The 17,570-nt window shown below is 54.5% G+C and carries 18 protein-coding genes; 6 read left to right on the top strand and 12 right to left on the bottom strand.

What is annotated here, in order from left to right:
• Nucleotides 1-319: 319 nt before the first annotated feature.
• The 3 genes from SIB68_RS10080 to SIB68_RS10090 all read right to left on the bottom strand — a co-directional run bounded on the left by SIB68_RS10080 (nucleotide 320) and on the right by SIB68_RS10090 (nucleotide 4,848).
• A complete protein-coding gene (locus SIB68_RS10080) occupies nucleotides 320-2,011 on the bottom strand; it encodes an NAD(P)H-quinone oxidoreductase subunit 4 (RefSeq protein ID WP_063401025.1) in 1,692 nt (563 codons plus the stop codon).
• Between the two features lie 88 nt (nucleotides 2,012-2,099).
• Entirely contained in the window at nucleotides 2,100-4,112 is a 2,013-nt protein-coding gene (locus tag SIB68_RS10085) for an NAD(P)H-quinone oxidoreductase subunit 5 (protein WP_063401024.1), read from the bottom strand.
• 34 nt (nucleotides 4,113-4,146) lie between these two features.
• On the bottom strand, nucleotides 4,147-4,848 hold the full coding sequence (locus SIB68_RS10090) for an NnrU family protein (RefSeq protein ID WP_196757155.1): 702 nt from the start codon (nucleotides 4,846-4,848) through the stop codon (nucleotides 4,147-4,149).
• Nucleotides 4,849-4,981: 133 nt separating this feature from the next.
• On the opposite strand from SIB68_RS10090, the gene SIB68_RS10095 reads away from it, so the two are divergent.
• Nucleotides 4,982-5,953 carry a LysR family transcriptional regulator gene (locus SIB68_RS10095; RefSeq protein WP_011827241.1) on the top strand — a complete coding sequence of 324 codons (972 nt, stop codon included), beginning with the start codon at nucleotides 4,982-4,984 and terminating at the stop codon, nucleotides 5,951-5,953.
• Between the two features lie 8 nt (nucleotides 5,954-5,961).
• Here the strand turns inward: SIB68_RS10095 and SIB68_RS10100 are convergent, their stop codons facing one another.
• Nucleotides 5,962-6,615, bottom strand: a complete 654-nt coding sequence (locus tag SIB68_RS10100) for a DUF3172 domain-containing protein (RefSeq protein WP_063401023.1) — start codon at nucleotides 6,613-6,615, stop codon at nucleotides 5,962-5,964.
• The gene (locus SIB68_RS10105; RefSeq protein WP_063401022.1) at nucleotides 6,612-6,959 is read right to left on the bottom strand and encodes an NAD(P)H-quinone oxidoreductase subunit M; all 348 of its coding nucleotides are present in this window, start codon (nucleotides 6,957-6,959) and stop codon (nucleotides 6,612-6,614) included. Before SIB68_RS10105 ends, SIB68_RS10100 begins: the two co-directional genes overlap by 4 nt.
• Before the next feature lie 108 nt (nucleotides 6,960-7,067).
• Between SIB68_RS10105 and pds the strand changes: the two genes are divergently transcribed.
• Nucleotides 7,068-8,486, top strand: coding sequence for a 15-cis-phytoene desaturase (pds, locus tag SIB68_RS10110; RefSeq protein WP_063401021.1), 1,419 nt, complete (start codon nucleotides 7,068-7,070; stop codon nucleotides 8,484-8,486).
• A gap of 3 nt (nucleotides 8,487-8,489) precedes the next feature.
• Nucleotides 8,490-9,431, top strand: a complete 942-nt coding sequence (locus tag SIB68_RS10115; RefSeq protein WP_063401020.1) for a phytoene synthase — start codon at nucleotides 8,490-8,492, stop codon at nucleotides 9,429-9,431.
• A 41-nt stretch (nucleotides 9,432-9,472) separates the two neighbouring features.
• Here the strand turns inward: SIB68_RS10115 and SIB68_RS10120 are convergent, their stop codons facing one another.
• Complete coding sequence (locus SIB68_RS10120; protein WP_063401019.1) at nucleotides 9,473-9,916, bottom strand: RNA recognition motif domain-containing protein; 444 nt, start codon at nucleotides 9,914-9,916, stop codon at nucleotides 9,473-9,475.
• A 70-nt stretch (nucleotides 9,917-9,986) separates the two neighbouring features.
• The gene (locus SIB68_RS10125) at nucleotides 9,987-11,225 is read right to left on the bottom strand and encodes a tRNA nucleotidyltransferase (protein ID WP_063401018.1); all 1,239 of its coding nucleotides are present in this window, start codon (nucleotides 11,223-11,225) and stop codon (nucleotides 9,987-9,989) included.
• Between SIB68_RS10125 and SIB68_RS10130 the strand changes: the two genes are divergently transcribed.
• Genes SIB68_RS10130 through SIB68_RS10140 form a run of 3 tightly spaced genes read left to right on the top strand, consistent with a single transcriptional unit; the run spans nucleotide 11,224 to nucleotide 12,787 of the window.
• A complete protein-coding gene (locus SIB68_RS10130; RefSeq protein WP_036911514.1) occupies nucleotides 11,224-11,475 on the top strand; it encodes a Ycf34 family protein in 252 nt (83 codons plus the stop codon). The two genes, SIB68_RS10125 and SIB68_RS10130, sit on opposite strands and share 2 nt — an antisense overlap.
• Nucleotides 11,472-12,149 carry a tRNA (adenosine(37)-N6)-threonylcarbamoyltransferase complex dimerization subunit type 1 TsaB gene (gene tsaB, locus SIB68_RS10135; RefSeq protein WP_063401017.1) on the top strand — a complete coding sequence of 226 codons (678 nt, stop codon included), beginning with the start codon at nucleotides 11,472-11,474 and terminating at the stop codon, nucleotides 12,147-12,149. Before SIB68_RS10130 ends, tsaB begins: the two co-directional genes overlap by 4 nt.
• Entirely contained in the window at nucleotides 12,146-12,787 is a 642-nt protein-coding gene (locus SIB68_RS10140; protein WP_063401016.1) for a YdcF family protein, read from the top strand. The genes tsaB and SIB68_RS10140 overlap by 4 nt, the downstream gene beginning before the upstream one ends.
• On the opposite strand, the gene SIB68_RS10145 is transcribed toward SIB68_RS10140, so the two are convergent.
• The 5 genes from SIB68_RS10145 to rpaB are packed head-to-tail and all read right to left on the bottom strand — an operon-like array spanning nucleotide 12,723 to nucleotide 17,504.
• The gene (locus tag SIB68_RS10145; RefSeq protein WP_236069104.1) at nucleotides 12,723-13,382 is read right to left on the bottom strand and encodes a lysophospholipid acyltransferase family protein; all 660 of its coding nucleotides are present in this window, start codon (nucleotides 13,380-13,382) and stop codon (nucleotides 12,723-12,725) included. The two genes, SIB68_RS10140 and SIB68_RS10145, sit on opposite strands and share 65 nt — an antisense overlap.
• A 48-nt stretch (nucleotides 13,383-13,430) precedes the next feature.
• Complete coding sequence (gene fabD / locus SIB68_RS10150; protein WP_063401153.1) at nucleotides 13,431-14,327, bottom strand: ACP S-malonyltransferase; 897 nt, start codon at nucleotides 14,325-14,327, stop codon at nucleotides 13,431-13,433.
• A gap of 28 nt (nucleotides 14,328-14,355) precedes the next feature.
• Complete coding sequence (locus SIB68_RS10155; protein WP_063401014.1) at nucleotides 14,356-15,375, bottom strand: beta-ketoacyl-ACP synthase III; 1,020 nt, start codon at nucleotides 15,373-15,375, stop codon at nucleotides 14,356-14,358.
• 55 nt (nucleotides 15,376-15,430) lie between these two features.
• Entirely contained in the window at nucleotides 15,431-16,777 is a 1,347-nt protein-coding gene (gene plsX, locus SIB68_RS10160; RefSeq protein WP_063401013.1) for a phosphate acyltransferase PlsX, read from the bottom strand.
• Nucleotides 16,758-17,504 carry a response regulator transcription factor RpaB gene (gene rpaB / locus SIB68_RS10165; protein WP_063396737.1) on the bottom strand — a complete coding sequence of 249 codons (747 nt, stop codon included), beginning with the start codon at nucleotides 17,502-17,504 and terminating at the stop codon, nucleotides 16,758-16,760. The genes plsX and rpaB overlap by 20 nt, the downstream gene beginning before the upstream one ends.
• Nucleotides 17,505-17,570: the final 66 nt, after the last annotated feature.

The raw sequence follows: 17,570 nt of genomic DNA on the forward strand, positions 1-17,570 counted from the left end.
TTCTAGTCAGCTTCCGTCTCAACGTTTGATCGTCTTGCTTGGTCTTGGTCGGTTGAGTTGGTGGCTTAGAGGCTGAGGTCGGGATTGCTTGGCATGGTTCTAGATCAGGCACTTCCGGCAGTGAATAAGCATCTATTGCTAGCCCTTAGACCTGCAATAACATCCAAAAGGGCTCGCGAGAATTGTGAATCGCTTTGTTGAGCTCGAGGCACAAGATCAAGATGAAATTGATCTTGCGAATCCCTTAAAATAACAACTAGCTACTCATTACTGCTGCAGACTTCAGGGTGGTTCGCTGTGCAAAGAAAGGCTGAAGCTCTTACTTTCTAGTGAGCTGCTCCGATCGCGTTTGAGTGATCGGCAGCCTTGGGGAGGAGACCAAAGCAGGCGTCATGGTGGTGTTTCGAATCATCAATGCTGAGGGTTTTTTGATGCTTTGCAGGGCTAATTCATCTCGCTTTACTAATTCTTGGATGGATGCGGTATAGCTATCGGTCATGAGTCGGGGGTAGAGGCCAATGCCGATGATCGGCACGAGTAAGCAGCTAATGATGTAGACCTCTCTTGGTTCGGCATCAACCAGGTTGGTATGAGAGATAAGTTGGTCATTCTCTTTGCCGAAGAAGATTTCTCTCAGCATTGAGAGTAGATAGATTGGGGTAAGGATGACGCCGATTGCTGCAAGCCCCGCAATCACAATTCGGAAAGTCAGCGTGTAGGCCTCATCGGTAGCAAAGCCCACGAACACCATTAATTCAGAAACAAAACCACTCATGCCAGGCAGAGCGAGGGAGGCGAGTGCACAGACAGTCCATAGGGCGAACATGATTCGCATCTTTTGACCCACTCCTCCCATCTCATCAAGTTGCAAGGTGTGGGTGCGGTCGTAGGTGGCTCCTACAAGGAAGAACAGACTGGCTCCGATTAGACCATGACTGATCATCTGCAGCATGGCGCCACTCGTTCCTAGGGCACTGAAGCTGCCTATACCGATCAGTACAAAGCCCATGTGGCTAATTGAGCTATAGGCGATCTTGCGTTTGAGGTTGCGCTGGGCGAAGGAGGTGAGAGCGGCATAGATGATGTTGACCACCCCAAGCACGATAAGAAGGGGGGCGAACTGGGCATGGGCTTCAGGGAGCAGTTGAGCGTTAAAGCGCATCAAGGCATAGCCGCCCATCTTCAGCAGGATGCCTGCAAGCAGCATGTGAACTGGCGCCGTTGCTTCTCCATGGGCGTCTGGTAGCCAGGTGTGTAGAGGAACAATTGGCAGCTTGACGCCGAAGGCAATGAGCAGTCCGGCGTAACAGAACAACTGGAAACCTGTCCCAAAGCTTTGTTGGGCGAGGTTGGTGTATTCGAAGTTGGGTGTGCCTCCGCCAAAGAACCCCATGGCTAGGGCCACCAGCAGAATGAACAGCGAACTGCCAGCGGTATAAATGATGAATTTTGTGGCTGCATATTGCCTTTTTTTGCCACCCCAGATCGCTAGCAGCAGGTAGACCGGCAACAATTCCAATTCCCAGGCCAGGAAGAACAGCAGCATGTCTTGAACGGCAAAAACTGCGATCTGGCCGCCATCCATTGCCAGTATCAGAAAAAAGAACAGCTTGGGTTTGAACGTAACTGGCCAGGCTGCCAGGACTGCCAGTGCTGTGATGAAACTGGTGAGCAGAATGAGTGGCATCGAGATGCCATCTGCTCCGACGGCCCAGGTGAGGCCCAGATCAGGTAACCAGCTCACCCGTTCGGATAGTTGTAAGCCGCTCAGACTGGGGTCATAGCCGTATAGGTAGGCAGCTACGGTGATCAGAAAGGTCACCAGGGCGATGCCGAGTGCAAACCAACGAACCTGCTTACCTTCCCCTTCATCAGGGATGAACGGCACCAGAAAGGCCCCCACAATCGGGAACAGAATTGAGAGGCTCAGCCAGGGGAAGTTAGCGCTCACTTGATCACTCAGCAGCTCGGCACCTGTGTCCAAGGGTGCGCTTATGGCAAACTCCAGCACGGACAGGCCTTTTCAGCACTGGTTGGAGTGTAGAAATGCTTGGCGTTCTGACACTGCATCGATAGGCGATAACACACAATTTGGTTTATCAGCTCACAGGATTGCCTAGGACGCCGAAAAGCACGACCAAAGCGATGACACCACCGAAAACGATGAGTGCGTAAAACTGAGCGCGGCCTGTTTCAAAGTACTTAAGACCTTCGCCACTTCCAAGCGTGAGTAGGCCGGTAAGATTCACCACGCCGTCAACCACCTTGGCATCCACTTCAAGCACTTCACGAGCCAGTTTGCGGCTGCCGCGTACGAAGATCTTTTCATTGATGTCATCCAAATACCACTTGTTGGCCAGGAAGGTATTGATGACAGGGAAACGATTGGCAAATAGTTCTTCGAGATCGAGGCGGTGCAGTGCATAAGCCAAGACAGCCAAGCTGATGCCTGCTGTGGAGATCGCCACTGAAGCACCTGCGAGTGGCAGGAATTCACTCCAGTTGAATTTTGCGGCCATTTCAAGGGCCTCCTCTGGGTTGAGCAGGCCTGCAAAGCGGCTGTTCCAGGGGGTGCCCAGTAGACCAATCAGCATCGAGGGCACTGCCAAGACTGCTAATGGCAGAGTCATGGACCAGGGCGACTCATGCAGGACCCCGCCTTGATGAGGAGGCTCGTCTTCACTGCCTTTGCCCGCAGCAGCAAGCAGGTTTGCCTGAAGGGTTTTGTCGTCTCCGCGGAATGGCCCTTCAAATGTGAGGAAGTAGAGGCGGAACATGTAGAAGGCCGTCATCCCTGCTGTCAGAAAGCCCACAACCCAGAGCAATGGGAAGGTTGTGAATGCTTGTCCAAGAATTTCGTCCTTGCTCCAGAAGCCTGCTAGAGGGGGAATACCGCTGATGGCAATGCAGCCGATCAGGAAGGTGATGGCTGTGATCGGCATTTTTTGGCGCAGGCCGCCCATCAGCCTCATGTCTTGGGCCAGGATGGGCTCGTGACCAACAACGTCTTCCATGGCGTGGATCACTGAACCTGAGCCAAGGAAAAGCATGGCCTTGAAAAAGGCATGGGTCACCAGGTGGAACATTCCTGCTACGGGAGCGCCGCAGCCCATCGCCAGCATCATGTATCCAAGTTGAGACACGGTGCTGTAAGCCAGTCCCTTCTTGAGGTCCATCTGGGTGAGCGCGATGGACGCTCCCAGAAAACAGGTGATCGTGCCGATCACGGCGATCACCAAACCCACCATGGGGAACTGGCTGTAGAGAGGTTCGAGCCTGGCAACGAGGAAGACACCGGCTGCCACCATGGTTGCCGCATGGATGAGAGCTGAAATTGGTGTGGGCCCTTCCATGGCATCGGGAAGCCAAACATGAAGGGGGAATTGAGCTGACTTGGCCATCGGCCCCATGAAGACCAATAGACATAAGGTCAAGGCCGCCCAGCCTGGAACGGTGCCGTTCGCGATGGCATCTGACAAGCCATTCGCAATGCCATGGAAATCAAAACTGCCCGTTGCCCAGAAGAGTCCGAGAATGCCAAGGAGCAAGCCAAAATCACCCACACGGTTGACGACAAAAGCCTTTTGAGCTGCATGGGCGGCACCATCTCGGTCGTACCAGAAGCCCACCAGGAGATAGGAGCACATCCCTACCAGCTCCCAAAACACGTAGATTTCGAGAAGGTTGGGGCTGATAATCAAGCCCAGCATCGAGCTGCTGAATAGGGCTAGATAGGTAAAGAAACGTACGTAGCCCTTGTCGTGGGCCATGTAGCCGTGGGAGTAGATCATCACCAGCAGAGCGATGGTGGTGACCAGGGCAAGCATTACGGCTCCAAGGGGATCAATCACATAACCCATTGGCAGCATGAAACTGCCGGCGCTGGCCCAGACGAAGAGATGTTCGACAGGAGCAGCACCGGTCAGCTGCTCGGCGAGGACTGCATAGCTCAAGACGGCGGCAGCACCTAGAGAGGTGAGCAGCAGCACAGCTACCGGCTTACGCAGGCGGTTAATGGTGCGGTTGAAACTGATTAGTCCCAAGCCTGTGGCGATCGCTCCGAGTAGGGGGAACACCGGGATTAACCAGGCGAGGTCGGCGGCCGAGGTCATCCGGTCCAGGCAGGATCATGGGAGTGTAGGCAATTCAGCTCAGCAGGCCTTCCAGCTTGGAGGAGAGGAAGGCCGCGCTGCCGATGGGGATGAAGCGATGGGCATACCAGAACACTCCCACAGCGATAGCGATGCCGAGCTGGGAAGGCTTCAAAGCTTCTTGCCATAGCAATTGTTGTCGTCCATCGATCACCGCCCTGAAGGGGATTACGGAGGTGTTTTGACGCAGTTCCTCAAAAGCATCGCCGAAGCGGGCTCGCAATCTGCGGTCGCCATGCCAAACAGCAAATAAGTGATGGCCGATCAGCCCTAAACAAGTCACCAGCATGAAGCTGCTGCCAATCCAGAGCGCATGCGAGAAACACCAGAGGATTTGGCCAATGGCTTGGGGATGTCTACTGATGCGGATGATCCCCGTGGCATAAAGCCGTACTTTCGGCTTGAGCAAGGCTGGGATTTCCAGCAGGTTGTAGGTGGCGGGATAGAGGAAGAGGAAACTGATGGCCGTGAGGGCCCAGATCATTGGCACCATGCCTGGCACCCCTTGCAGATTCCAGAGCCGCACCCCGTCATAGCGATGTGCGAGGAAGTAACCGATCACCACCACAGCGGAGGGAATGCTTGTTGCGGCAAAAATCAATCGCCATGCCCTAGCCCCGATTTTGGTTTCGGCATGGCTACGTAGGGCTGCTCCGCCGCTGTGGATCACAGCGAAGAGAAACAACAGAACAAGCATCACAAGGGTGCTGTGATGGAGCCCAGTGGATGACAATTGTGCCAAGCGGCAGTGGCAATGATTATCGATTCTGGCGCCCAGGCTTTTCCGCTTACAGTTTTTCTGTTGTTACTGCCGGGTTGGCAGGTCCTCCATGGCCGATCTGCCGTTCACACTCGATCAGTTGCGCATCCTCCACGCCATCGTGAGTGAGGGCAGCTTTAAGAAAGCAGCCGATAGCCTTTATGTCACTCAGCCGGCGGTGAGCCTGCAGATTCAGAACCTGGAGAAGCAGTTAGAGGTCTCCTTGTTTGATCGTGGGGGCCGCAAGGCTCAGCTAACCGAAGCGGGCCGACTTCTGTTGAGCTACTGCGAGCGGATTCTTAGTCAGTGTCAGGAAGCCTGCCGAGCTCTGGATGATCTGCATGACCTCAAAGGTGGATCATTAGTGATTGGGGCTAGCCAGACGACTGGCACCTATTTGATGCCGCGCATGATTGGCTTATTTCGCCAAAAGTACCCGGATGTGGCCGTGCAATTGCAAGTGCACAGCACCCGACGCACCGGTTGGAGCATTGCCAATGGTCAAATTGATCTAGCGATCATTGGAGGCGAGCTGCCATCGGAGCTCAACGAACTTCTTCAGGTTGTGCCTTACGCCAGCGATGAACTGGCCCTCGTTCTTCCGGTGAAACATCCTTTGTCGAGGCTTGTTGAACTCACCAAGGAAGATCTCTATCGCTTGGGCTTTATCAGTCTTGATTCCCAGTCCACCACTCGCAAGATGCTGGACCAGCTCCTGGCTCGATCTGGCTTGGATGTGCAGCGCTTGCGGATAGAGATGGAGCTCAATTCTCTTGAGGCGATCAAGAATGCAGTTCAATCTGGTCTTGGGGCAGCTTTTTTGCCTGTGGTATCGATTGAACGTGAACTCACTGCCGGCACAGTGCACAAACCGTTGGTGGTTGATCTGCAGGTGCGTCGTCAGCTGAAGTTGATCAGCCATCCTGCGCGTTACTGTTCACGTGCAGCAGAAGCCTTTAGGCGTGATGTTCTGCCAGTTTTTGCTAGTGCCGACAGCCCCATTCGTCAGAACAGGGCCGTTCTTGCAGATGGCAATGGTTAAGAGTCGACTCAGAATTGATCCGCTTCAGGTGTTACGCCCACGGAATCGTCAGCAACTCCTTTAGTAATAAATTTATTCTCTCTGATATCTGTCTGGTAGACGCAGCGGACGATTGGTTTATCGCGGATTGAACCGATATAAGCGAAGGTGTTCATGCGTTGCTTGCACTCTCTCACCTGGCTATTGGTGACGGCACCTTGTTTTTCCAGCACCGTCCAGTTTTCCCTACGAATGACACAGCCAGGCTGCAGACTTGGCTGTGTGACAAAACTGCTTGACGGGTTAAGCGTGGTGTACATCTCAACGTCGATGACGAAGGCGCTGGCTCCCCATTGCCGACAGAATTCAGGATCAGGCACAGCCATGTCCAGCTGCTGACTGCTGGCAATGTTGCCTTGGTCGCCTTGGGTGGTGCTAGTGACAGCACTGCCGATCCCGATCCCAACGATCAGAACCCCTGCGAGTACAGCCAGGCTGGCTGTATTCAAGCGGATGCCATTGCCTCCTGGTGGGGTGGGAGGGCCAGAACGACTTGAAGGGGAACGGTCATAGCTGGAGTCATCGCTTTCATAGCGGTTGCGGCGCGAGTAGCGGTCCCGGCGGCCTCCCTCTTGGCCATAGCTCTCAGGAGGCGATTGGCGGTTGTAACGGGAGCGATTCACAACAGCTCAGGGGTACGAGGGAGCCCCATGGAGTAATTCAGCACGCGGCACTCTGGGTTGTAGCTTAATTTTCCAGCCTGAAGCAGCTTGCGGATTGTTCCTTCGAGTTCTGAGCCAATTCTGCGCAGGTTGTAGTCGCTAAGTTCGCCTCCTGCATGTGAGGCCACCAACTCTGCGAAGCGTTGCTGGATCTCTTTTGTGACGGATTCTGTCCAAAGAAACTCGTTGTCAGGATCGAGATCAAGCGTGAGCTGGTCGGGGTCTGGAACGAGATCATTGTTTTCAACCCTGGCCGTGAAGATCCTGACGTGACGGGTCGTGCACTTCAATAGGGTCTCGTTCATGGCATGGACCGGTCCCGCAATGGGGCCCGCTAGAGCAAGTGAAGGGACTCTAGGAAGAGAATGGGGGAGGGCTCCTTTTAGGGTTGATGTTTACTTGTCGTGAGAAGCATGCGCGTTGCCATCGCAGGAGCAGGTCTGGCTGGACTCTCATGTGCCAAATATCTAGTTGATGCGGGACACATTCCAGTTGTTTATGAGTCCCGCGATGTGCTTGGCGGCAAAGTTGCGGCTTGGAAGGATGATGATGGTGACTGGTATGAGACTGGTTTACATATCTTTTTTGGGGCTTATCCAAATATGCTCCAGTTGTTCCAAGAATTGGGCATTGAGGAGCGTTTGCAGTGGAAAAGTCACTCGATGATCTTCAACCAGCTTGAGGAGCCTGGAACATACAGCCGCTTTGACTTTCCTGATCTCCCAGCTCCATTCAATGGAGTGGCTGCCATTTTAGGGAATAACGATTTGCTCAGCTGGCCAGAGAAGGTTGCCTTCGGCTTGGGTCTCGTACCGGCAATGTTGCGAGGCCAGGCTTACGTGGAGGAGTGTGATCAATATTCTTGGACTGAATGGCTGAGGCTCCACAACATCCCTGAGCGGGTGAATGAGGAGGTTTTCATCGCCATGAGTAAGGCATTGAACTTTATTGACCCTGATGAGATTTCAGCCACTGTCATCCTCACGGCGCTCAATCGATTCCTTCAGGAAAAGAATGGTTCCAAGATGGCCTTCCTTGATGGGGCCCCTCCTGAGCGGCTTTGTCAACCGATGGTGGAGCATATTCAGTCTCATGGTGGCGAGGTTTATCTCAACAGCCCCTTGCGGGAGATCAAGCTCAGTGAAGACAGCAGTGTGGAGAGCTTTCTGATTGGAGGTGAGCCGGGGAGTGAACCTAGGAATGTTCAAGCCGATGCTTATGTCAGTGCTCTTCCTGTGGATCCGCTCAAATTGCTTTTGCCGGCCCCTTGGAAGCAGATGGAGGTGTTTCGCAAACTCGACGGACTGCGCGGTGTTCCAGTGATCAACATTCATCTCTGGTTCGACCGCAAGCTCACGGATATCGATCACCTGCTCTTCAGTCGTTCCCCTCTTTTGAGTGTCTACGCCGATATGAGCATTACCTGCAAGGAGTACGAAGATCCAGATCGCTCTATGTTGGAACTGGTCTTTGCTCCAGCCAAAGATTGGATCGGCCGTAGCGATGAGGACATCATCGAAGCCACATTGGCTGAGCTCAAGAAGCTTTTCCCGATGCACTTCACAGGCGAAAAACAGGCCAAACTGCGCAAGTACAAGGTCATTAAGACACCCCTTTCGGTTTACAAGACCACCCCTGGGTGTCAGAAGCTTCGTCCGAGCCAGGAGACTCCGATTGCCAACTTTTTTCTCGCTGGTGACTTCACAATGCAGCGATACCTTGCGTCGATGGAGGGTGCGGTGCTCAGCGGCAAGTTGTGTGCAAATGCCGTGGATAGCTTTGGGGAGAAGTTATCCATGGCCCAGTCTGTTAGCAAGCCTCTCCAGGCCTGAAGAATGACTCAGCTAGCGCCGGATTCGTCGATTATCAATGCTCAGGCTTGCTTGAGTCTTGATGAGGCTTATGAGGCTTGTCGGAAGGAAACAGCTCAGTGGGCGAAAACCTTCTATCTCGGCACCATGTTGCTTCCTTCGATCAAACGCAGAGCGATTTGGGCCATCTATGTGTGGTGTCGGCGAACTGATGAGCTGATGGATAGCGCAGAGGCTCAGACGCGTCCTGTTTCAGAATTAGCGAAGCGGCTTGATCAATGGGAAGAACGCACTCGAGCCATGTTCGCTGGCCAGGTGCTGGATGGCCTCGATGCGGTCATGGCAGACACTCTTGAACGTTTCCCTCAGTCCATACAGCCTTATCTGGACATGATTGAGGGGCAGCGCATGGATCTGAATCAGCATCGATACGCCACCTTTCAGCAGCTAGAGCTCTATTGCTATCGAGTGGCAGGCACTGTGGGTTTGATGACCCAGCACGTCATGGGTCTTGACCCTGCATACACAACAGCCCCTTGGAGTTCTTCTCCAGAGACATCAGATGCTGCTATCGCTCTGGGAATTGCCAATCAACTGACCAACATTCTTCGTGATGTCGGAGAGGACCGTGGTCGTGGCCGTATTTACATTCCCCAGGAAGATCTCGACCGATTTGGTTATTCAGAAGCTGATTTGATGGCTGGACGTTTGAATAGTGCTTGGAAGGATTTGATGGCTTTCCAATTGGAGCGTGCTCGCGAGTGGTTTGCCCGGTCGGAAGCTGGAGTGCGCTGGCTATCTCAAGATGCCCGTTGGCCAGTATGGGCTTCCTTGCGGCTTTATAGAGGGATCCTCGATTCCATCGAACGCTTGGACTATGACGTTTTTAATAATCGAGCTTATGTGAGTCGCTGGATGAAGTTGGTTGATCTTCCTCTGTCATATCTGATGGCCCAAGCACGCTGAGGCTAGACAAACAGATTTTGAAAGAGGAGTACCGGTTCAGTTCAAACAGTTGTCTTTTGATTGGCGAGGAGATCCTTCAGTTTGGAAAGTTCTCCAGCCCAGCGTGGGTCGGGTGCTTCTTCAGCAGGCGCATCACTGTGTACAACTTTGTTGGCCGATTTTCTGGCTGATCCTGGGGCATTGCCGCTTGAATTTGTACCGTTGCGGCGTGAACCACCACCGGATCCTTCGTTTGTATTACGGCGTTCAGAACGCTCAACCCGCAAGTTGTTTCCGTTGAATTCTCGGCCGTTGAACTGTTCAATTACCGCATTGGCAATTTTCTCATCATTGACATTGGCGAAGCCGAATCCACGACAACCTCCAGTTTCTCGGTCGAGAACTGCCTTGAAGCGAATCCCCTCTCCAACGCTGGCCAGCTGCGTTTCCAGCTCTTTGCTTTCAAAAGTTTGCGGCAGGTTGCCGATGTAAAGGCGAACGCTCATGAAAAAGAGAGGGGAATGAGAAAAGGATGTGGATCAGGCCGATCGATGTCCTTATTGCCAGTGCAGTTAATCACAGCAAGGTTTGTTTTTGTTCCCACCAGTAAGTTGCCGCCTTAAAAGCTTGCTCTCGATTCTGTACCCGACCAAAGGCTTTTTCTTGGCAGAGATGGCGAAGCAGCTCACCTAGAGCTTGACCTTTGGGGAGTTTGAGGGTCTTTTGCAGTGCATAGCCGTCCACAGGAGGTGAGGGGTGGAACAGAGGATCATCGGCGTTCCGCCAACGCTCTAGCCACTGCACCTGGCTGATGTGCGGGAGCTGCAGGATGAGGGCTGGAAGGTCTGTTTCTAGATCGAGGTGCAATTGCAGCCGATCCAATTCGCTGAGGCTTGCAAACGCCATACCGTCGTTGCGTTCTTCCCAGTAACGAAGGAGTTGGCAGCGTTGACATTGTCGCCGGCTGAAGCGCAATGCGCTCAGCCCCTCATTGCTGAGCAGATGAGTGAGACGAGCCAAGGGAAGGGCAACGGCTTGCTCTTCAGGTTTGAGGGATTTGGCAACCTTTAAACATGGTGCTGGTCGGCTGATTCTTTCAATGGTGTTTTGCCAACAATCCAGTAGGCCACTGCGCAGCAGCAGCGGCAGCACGTCATCGGCCCAAGGCGCAGCCACGATCCGTTGTAGTTCTGCCTGAATTCGTTCAGGAGCTGCTTGGGGCAGAAGTCTGTGGTGGCAATTGATCCATGCCAAGGTTTGCTTCCCCAGGCTGAGCTGCAGTTCGGCTATCAGTCGCAGACCGCGCAGCAACCTCAGGGGATCGTCGAGCAGGTTTTGCTCACGTACCGCAACAAGTTTTTTTTGCTCCAGATCACTTAGCCCTCCCGTTGGGTCCACGAGCTGAGGGGTGGCCTCGAGGGTGAGGGCAATGGCGTTGAGACGGAAGTCCCGCCGCCAAAGGTCCTCTTCAAGGTTGGATCCCTCTTGGGCGGCGATGTCGATGGTCCAGCCTTTGATGACCAATCGCGCCATGTCCCTTTCGGCGTCCAGCACCACACATGTGCCTCCCACTGTCTTGGCCAGACTGCGGGTGATCTCTAGCGCCTTGTTTGGCACAATGAAGTCGAGATCTGGTTGCTGCTGAAGTCGGCCAAGGAGGCCATCACGAACGGCACCTCCTACTAAGGCCGTTCCAGCAGGAAGTTCTTGAATCGATAGTGGCCAGTGATCAGGATGTAATTGTTCCCAAAGGGCCTGGACCCGGATGGTGGGATCACCCTCCAGAATGGGTGCAGCAGAGCGAAGGGAGGGCATGTGTATTTGTGTCGACTGCCGCTGGGTTGATCGTTGTCAGGCCTATCACGCAGTGGAGCGGCAGCACGGGGTTGCCCATCTCAATGCGGTACCGGATCTGGAGCCTCAGAACCCACGCATCCATATCAGTGTGATTGATTTGCCTGAAGGAGTGACAGGCGTGGAATGGGATGTACGGGACTGCGGTAGTTTTCTTTTAGATCATGGGCGCTGGAAGCGATTGTGCCCTGGTCAGGAGCTGCCTCGATGAGCTGTCAGCCCGGTTCATCCTTGGAAGCAGATAAGGCTTTTTTGCTTTTGGCACTCCACAGTTCTTCAGAAACGCTTGGTGTCGCTGTTCAAGATTGCCGCGATCCCAAGACCAGTCGGCGAACTGCAACTTTCCCACTGGGCCGCGGGCTCTCAAATAGTTTGCTCAATTGTGTAGAGGAGCTTTTGCCAGCAGCCTCTTGGCCTCAGTTGGCTCGCTTGGCCGTGGCCATTGGTCCTGGCGGATTTACCGGGACTCGTTTAACCGTCGTGATGGCAAGAACTCTCGCCCAGCAGCTTGGTTGTTCCCTCGATGGGGTGAGCAGTTTTGCTTTGATGGCTCCTCGCTTGGCGGTTGCGTTAAGCCATGAGCAAATGGAGCAGCCATTTTGGATCGTGAAACCCCTGCAGCGGCGAGGAACTGTGGCCGGTCGTTATCAGTTGCAAATGGCTGCAGACGTTGGCGCTGCAAAGGCTGTTGTGGAGTTGGAATCGCCCCATTTGTTAGCAGAGGATTTCAAGGCCTTCCCTGCCCTTGATGCCCAAGATGATGTGGCTAAGGATGTGGAGCATTTGCTTGAACTGTGCGCCACGGCGCACAGTTTGGGCCAGGAGGTCGCCTGGACTGATGTGCTGCCTGTTTATCCCACATCTCCGGTGATGGTCTCGTCTTGAGGAGTTGGTGTCGTCCTGGGCCGATTGTTGTAGGAGGCCTCTTGTTCTGGCTGATTGCTGCCGGACCTTTGCGTCCTTATCGGCAAGCGCTAACGAATGGGAAGCCTCCTCAGTTGATCTTGGTACTAGGAGGTGATGTTGACCGTGAGCATCTTGGTATCCGATTAGCGAGGGATTTGAATTTGCCTCTGGTGGTTAGCGGTGGTAGCAACCTGGAATATGCCCAGTGGTTGGTTCGTGAGGTGGGGATTCCTCTGAGTCAGGTTCAGCTCGACTACCGCGCTAAGGACACCCTGGGTAACTTCACGTCTCTTGTGGATGAACTGCGGTTAAAGGGCATCCAACATGTCTTATTGGTGACTAGTGAGGATCATTTGCCCCGTTCCATGGCCGTGGGTCATGTTGTGGCTGGTAGCCGAGGGATCCGCCTGACAGGCATCTCTGTCTCTTGCGCTAATCAATGTCGGGAGGAGGGGTTGCGCAAGCGGATCAGCGATTGGTTAAGGGCTTGGGCTTGGGTGGCTACAGGTCGTGATCTTAAGGAGTGGGCCCAGCGGCGCTGGCCAGAGGCACTCAGCGCTGGCGGCGGAGACGCTCTTCTGCCGAACTCAAAAGTCCTTGATCCAGCAGCGCATTGATTCTTTTTTGGAGTTCTGCGCTGGTGGCTTCCAAGTCGTGTTTACGACGGCTGGAAGGTGGGGGGATCGGTTTGCCGATTCGAAGTTGTATTGGTATGAGTCGGGGTAATTGTCCACGTTTACCAAGGACACGGTGGCTATTGATGATCGCTACTGGAAGTAGGGGCGCATCGCTGCGAGCCGCTAGCAGTGCGGCCCCAGGCATGGGGGCATTGACGCGGCCGTTGGCTTGGCGAGTGCCATCAAGGAAGACCCCTATGGCCCAGCCTTCGTCCAGGCGGGCAGTGGCCATGCGAATGGCTTCCCTGTCACTGGCGCCGCGTTTCACCGGGTAAGCACCACAGGCACGGATGATTGCTCCTAAGAAGGGGATCCGGAACAGTTCTGCTTTGGCCATGAAGGCCACAGGCCGCCCAAGAGCATGGCCAAGGAGGGGCGGGTCAAGGTGAGAGCCGTGGTTGGCGACGACCACAACAGCACCTTGACGCGGAACATTGTCGTTGCCAAAGGTGCATCCCCTAAATAGAACCCGGAAGATGGGAAACACCAGTAGATAGCTCACGAGTCGATAGGTGAGACTTGGCTGCGGTGTCATTAGCACCGGCATGCTTGAGCTCAGGCGGGGTTTGGTTTGGGTCAAAGTTCAATTCCCCAGGTCTGCAGCACAGCTCAGCTGGATGGTCGCAACTCCTGGAAGAGATCGCTTGACTAGACCACTCAGCACATTGCCAGGGCCGATTTCGACCACTGTGTTGACCCCTTGGCTGGCCATGGTATCCATCGTTTCGCGCCAACGGACGCCTGTTGTCATTTGATCTTTTAGCCGTTGCTTCAGCAAGTTGGCATCGCAGGTTGGGATTGGATCGGCATTGCAGAGAACGGGGACACGGGCGTCTTTGAAAGTCACTTGATCCAGTTCAGCTGCAAATTCTGTGGCCGCTGTGGCCATGAAAGGCGAATGGAAGGCTCCCGAGACTGGCAACGGAATCGCTCGCTTGCAGGTCAGCTGGCTGCTGACCTTGCTAACAGCCTCTGGGGTGCCGGATAAAACCACCTGGGCAGCACTGTTGTCATTGGCGATCACGACTCCTTCTGTGTCTGCTACCAGAGCTTTTAGCTGTGTGCGGTCAAAGCCCAAGATGGCTGTCATGGCCCCACCACCGGCTGAGGCCATCAGTTCTGAGCGGCGTTGCAGAAGCAGCAGGGCGGTGTTTACGTCAAAAACCTCAGCCGCATAGAGGGCTACAAGTTCACCCAGGCTGTGCCCTGCGATGAGCGATGCCTCACGACCCTGCCTGCGCAGTTCATCCACCAGTAATGATTCAACGACAAAAAGTGCGGGTTGGGTATTGCGGGTGTCATTAAGGTCGGCTGGGTCATGATTGGTTTGGTCGCTACCACGGCAAATCGCAAGGAGATCACGTCCCAGTAGTCGAGAGGCGTGGGCAAAGCGCTCTTCGGCATCGGGCAAGCTGATGATCGGGTCAGCCATGCCCAGCTTTTGTGAGCCCTGACCAGGGAACACCCAAGCGATCGACATCAGAATGGTATAGCGATTTAGCGCGAGCCTAGATGGGCCCATGCCAGCGGATTAACGCTGCACCCCAACTGAGACCAGCTCCAAAACCGCTGCTTGCGATCAGTTGACCAGGTTTAATTCTCCCGTCTTGTACGGCTTCATCAAGCATGAGTGGGATGGTTGCTGCCGATGTGTTCCCGTATTCAGCCAGGTTGCTGAGCACCTTGGCCTGCGGAATGGCGAAGCGATTTGCTACTGCATCGAGGATGCGTTGATTGGCTTGATGAAGCAGGAGCCAGTCCAGTGACTCCGGGGCTGTGTTGGTGGCTTTGAGAAGGGTTTGGAGGATGGCAGGTACTTCTCGAACAGCGAATTTGTAGACCTCCTGTCCGTTCATCTGAATTGGCTGAAAACCGCCTTGCTGATGGCTATTACCTGCTACCAGGGATAGATAGTTTTGAATTTGCGGCAGGTTGAGGCAGTCGCCGCGGCTGCCGTCAGATTTCAACTGAAAGCCCAGCAGCCCGTTGTGAGCAGCACTCGTTGCTTCCAGAGCAACAGCTCCAGCTCCATCGCCAAAAAGCACACAACTGCGACGATCGTCCCAGTCGACCCAGCGGCTTAGTTGGTCCGCACCGATCACGAGTGCTCGCCGCATCGCACCAGTGCGAAGGAACTGGGCGGCAGTGATCAGGGCGAATAGAAAACCACTACAAGCGGCTGTGAGATCAAAAGCCACTGCTTCGCGAGCTCCCAAAATGGCTTGCAGTTGCGGGGCTGAACCAAAGAGATCATCAGGGGTTGATGTGGCCAGGATGATCAGATCAACACTTTCGGATTCCCAGCCAGCCATTGTTAGGGCGTTGGCTGCAGCTTGATGACTTAGGCCTGTCAGCGTTTCATTCGGTCCGATAACACGTCGGGCACTGATTCCAGTGCGGCTACGGATCCATGCATCGCTGGTGTCAACCCTTTGGCCGAGTTGGTCGTTGCTAATCCGTTGGGATGGTGTGGCACTGCCGCAGCCCACCAGGGCTACTCCGCTACTGATTGTGGACGTTTCAGCCAAGGGGCAAGTGGTCCAAGGTGGCGTCAGTCAATCACAGCGTTTCGGCAAAGCGCCTTTAGGCGCTTTCAACAGGTGTCTTTTGCAGTTCGGCTAAATCGTCCATGACACCATGGCTCGCTGCGGAGTGGGCTAGTCGTAGTGCACTGACCACCGATAGCGCCTTGCTGCTGCCATGGCCGATCACACAGATGCCATTCACACCCAGCAATAGTGCCCCACCATGTTCTGCATGGTCGAGGCGTTTCTTAATTCGCTTGAGGTTGCTGCGTAGGAATGCAGAACCCACCTTGCCGCGTCTGCCTCGGGGCAGTTCGGCTCGCAATACATCAAGCAGCACGCTGCCGACAGACTCCAGGAATTTGAGGAGCACATTGCCGGTGAAGCCATCGCATACCACCACGTCGAAAGCCCCTGAAAGAACATCACGACCTTCGCAGTTGCCCGCGAATTGAAGCCGATGCTCTTCGCTGAGTAGCTCATGAGTGCGAATGGCTAGATCGTTGCCCTTGCACTCCTCTTCGCCAATATTCAGAAGCCCGATGCGTGGTCGAGCCACCTGGAGAACATCGCGGGAATAGATATTGCCAAGTAGGGCAAATTGGTGGAGGTAGATGGGCTTGCAATCCATGTTGGCGCCCACATCCAGCACTAGCACTGGTTGTGTTGGATCTTTTGTTGGGAATAGAGCACCTATGGCGGGACGGTCTATCCCTGCTAGACGCCCCAGTCGGAAGATGGCTGAGGCCATCATGGCTCCGGAATTTCCAGCCGAATACATTGCTAGAACTTCGCCCTTTTTGACCAGGTCCATGGTCAGGTTGATGCTGGCGTCGCGTTTGCGGCGCACCACAGTGGCCTCTTCATCCATGCCCACAGAGGGACCGCTTGCGACAAGCTCCAGATGACCAGCGGCTGTGGCTTGGTTGAAGAGTTCGGTGAGACCCATGGCATGGACAGCCCCTAACACTTTTTCGGTCTCTCCGACGAACTTGATGCGGAGGGGAAGTCTTTGAATCGCTTTTAGACAGCCATCAAGAATGGGGCCAGGAGCCTGGTCTCCACCCATGCCATCGACGGCCACCCAGAGCCGATCGCTATTTTTGATGTCCTCCGCTTCTGGGTTGTATTCGCTGCTTTGTAGTCGCCGCAGGGGATCAAAAACGAGTGGCTGAAGCATGCTTCCTGCCATTGATCCAGCATTCGACACGACGGATCCAGCACTGGAAACAACTGTTCCGGCTACGTTCCCAGCGGCGGAAGCTGAGTTCGTGGCACTTCCTACCAGGCTGGTAACGGCTGCATTGCGGCGATACCAGATCACCAGACGCCTAATGGCTCTGGGGCGGGTGGTCTTGCTCCGGGGCCCGGAGGCCGTGGAGGGATCAGAGTCCTTCGGGGGCAAGGGAGTCGATGATGCGCTGGAACAGGTAGCCGGTACCTCGAGCGGTGAGGATCAGCTCGGGATTGGCGGGATCGTCTTCGAGTTTGGAGCGAAGACGTGAAATATGAACATCCACGACTCTGGTGTCTACATGTCGTTCAGGTGTATAACCCCATACCTCCTTGAGGATTTCGCCGCGACTGAAAGGCTCCCCTGAGCGGCTGACCAGTAGCTCAAGCAGGCTGAATTCCATACCGGTAAGGCGAATCCGCTCATCTCCTCGGAAAACCTGCCGCTTGTTGGTGTCGACTCTGAGTTCAGCCACTTGAATCACCCCTGAGTTAGGGATGCCGGCAACGTGCTCTTTCTCGACTCGCCGAAGCACGCAGCGTATTCGCGCTTCAAGTTCCTTAGGGCTGAAGGGTTTGACGACGTAGTCGTCTGCACCCAGCTCAAGCCCCGTGATTCTGTCAGCGACATCTCCAAGGGCCGTGAGCATCACGATCGGGACATCCGATTCTTTGCGAAGCTCTTGACAAACGCCATAGCCATCAAGCTTTGGCATCATCACGTCGAGCACAACAAGATCAGGCTCACAGTTGTGGAAGATATCGAGAGCTTCGTTGCCGTCACATGCCGTGACCACTTGATAGCCGATCATCGAGAGGCGGGTTTCGAGGATCCGACGAATGCTGGCCTCATCGTCGACCACGAGGATCGTCTCTTTAGATGGGCTGGTGGCCGTCATTTTTTTCTTTGGCGGCTGCAATCAATGAATCTTAGATAAGAGCTGTTAAGGCTTACCGGCCTTTTG

The sequence above is a fragment of the Prochlorococcus sp. MIT 1323 genome (genome assembly GCF_047304905.1).
GTDB lineage: Bacteria > Cyanobacteriota > Cyanobacteriia > PCC-6307 > Cyanobiaceae > Prochlorococcus > Prochlorococcus marinus_D.

Bases quoted from the DNA above. Each gene is read 5' to 3' on its own strand.
- SIB68_RS10125 (WP_063401018.1), bottom strand. From the start codon at position 11,225: ATGCCCTCCCTTCGCTCTGCTGCACCCATTCTGGAGGGTGATCCCACC.
- SIB68_RS10095 (WP_011827241.1), top strand. From the start codon at position 4,982: ATGGCCGATCTGCCGTTCACACTCGATCAGTTGCGCATCCTCCACGCC.
- SIB68_RS10130 (WP_036911514.1), top strand. From the start codon at position 11,224: ATGTGTATTTGTGTCGACTGCCGCTGGGTTGATCGTTGTCAGGCCTAT.
- SIB68_RS10090 (WP_196757155.1), bottom strand. From the start codon at position 4,848: ATGCTTGTTCTGTTGTTTCTCTTCGCTGTGATCCACAGCGGCGGAGCA.
- pds (WP_063401021.1), top strand. From the start codon at position 7,068: ATGCGCGTTGCCATCGCAGGAGCAGGTCTGGCTGGACTCTCATGTGCC.
- SIB68_RS10120 (WP_063401019.1), bottom strand. From the start codon at position 9,916: ATGAGCGTTCGCCTTTACATCGGCAACCTGCCGCAAACTTTTGAAAGC.
- tsaB (WP_063401017.1), top strand. From the start codon at position 11,472: ATGAGCTGTCAGCCCGGTTCATCCTTGGAAGCAGATAAGGCTTTTTTG.
- SIB68_RS10085 (WP_063401024.1), bottom strand. From the start codon at position 4,112: ATGACCTCGGCCGCCGACCTCGCCTGGTTAATCCCGGTGTTCCCCCTA.
- SIB68_RS10145 (WP_236069104.1), bottom strand. From the start codon at position 13,382: ATGACACCGCAGCCAAGTCTCACCTATCGACTCGTGAGCTATCTACTG.
- SIB68_RS10105 (WP_063401022.1), bottom strand. From the start codon at position 6,959: ATGAACGAGACCCTATTGAAGTGCACGACCCGTCACGTCAGGATCTTC.
- SIB68_RS10115 (WP_063401020.1), top strand. From the start codon at position 8,490: ATGACTCAGCTAGCGCCGGATTCGTCGATTATCAATGCTCAGGCTTGC.
- rpaB (WP_063396737.1), bottom strand. From the start codon at position 17,504: ATGACGGCCACCAGCCCATCTAAAGAGACGATCCTCGTGGTCGACGAT.
- fabD (WP_063401153.1), bottom strand. From the start codon at position 14,327: ATGTCGATCGCTTGGGTGTTCCCTGGTCAGGGCTCACAAAAGCTGGGC.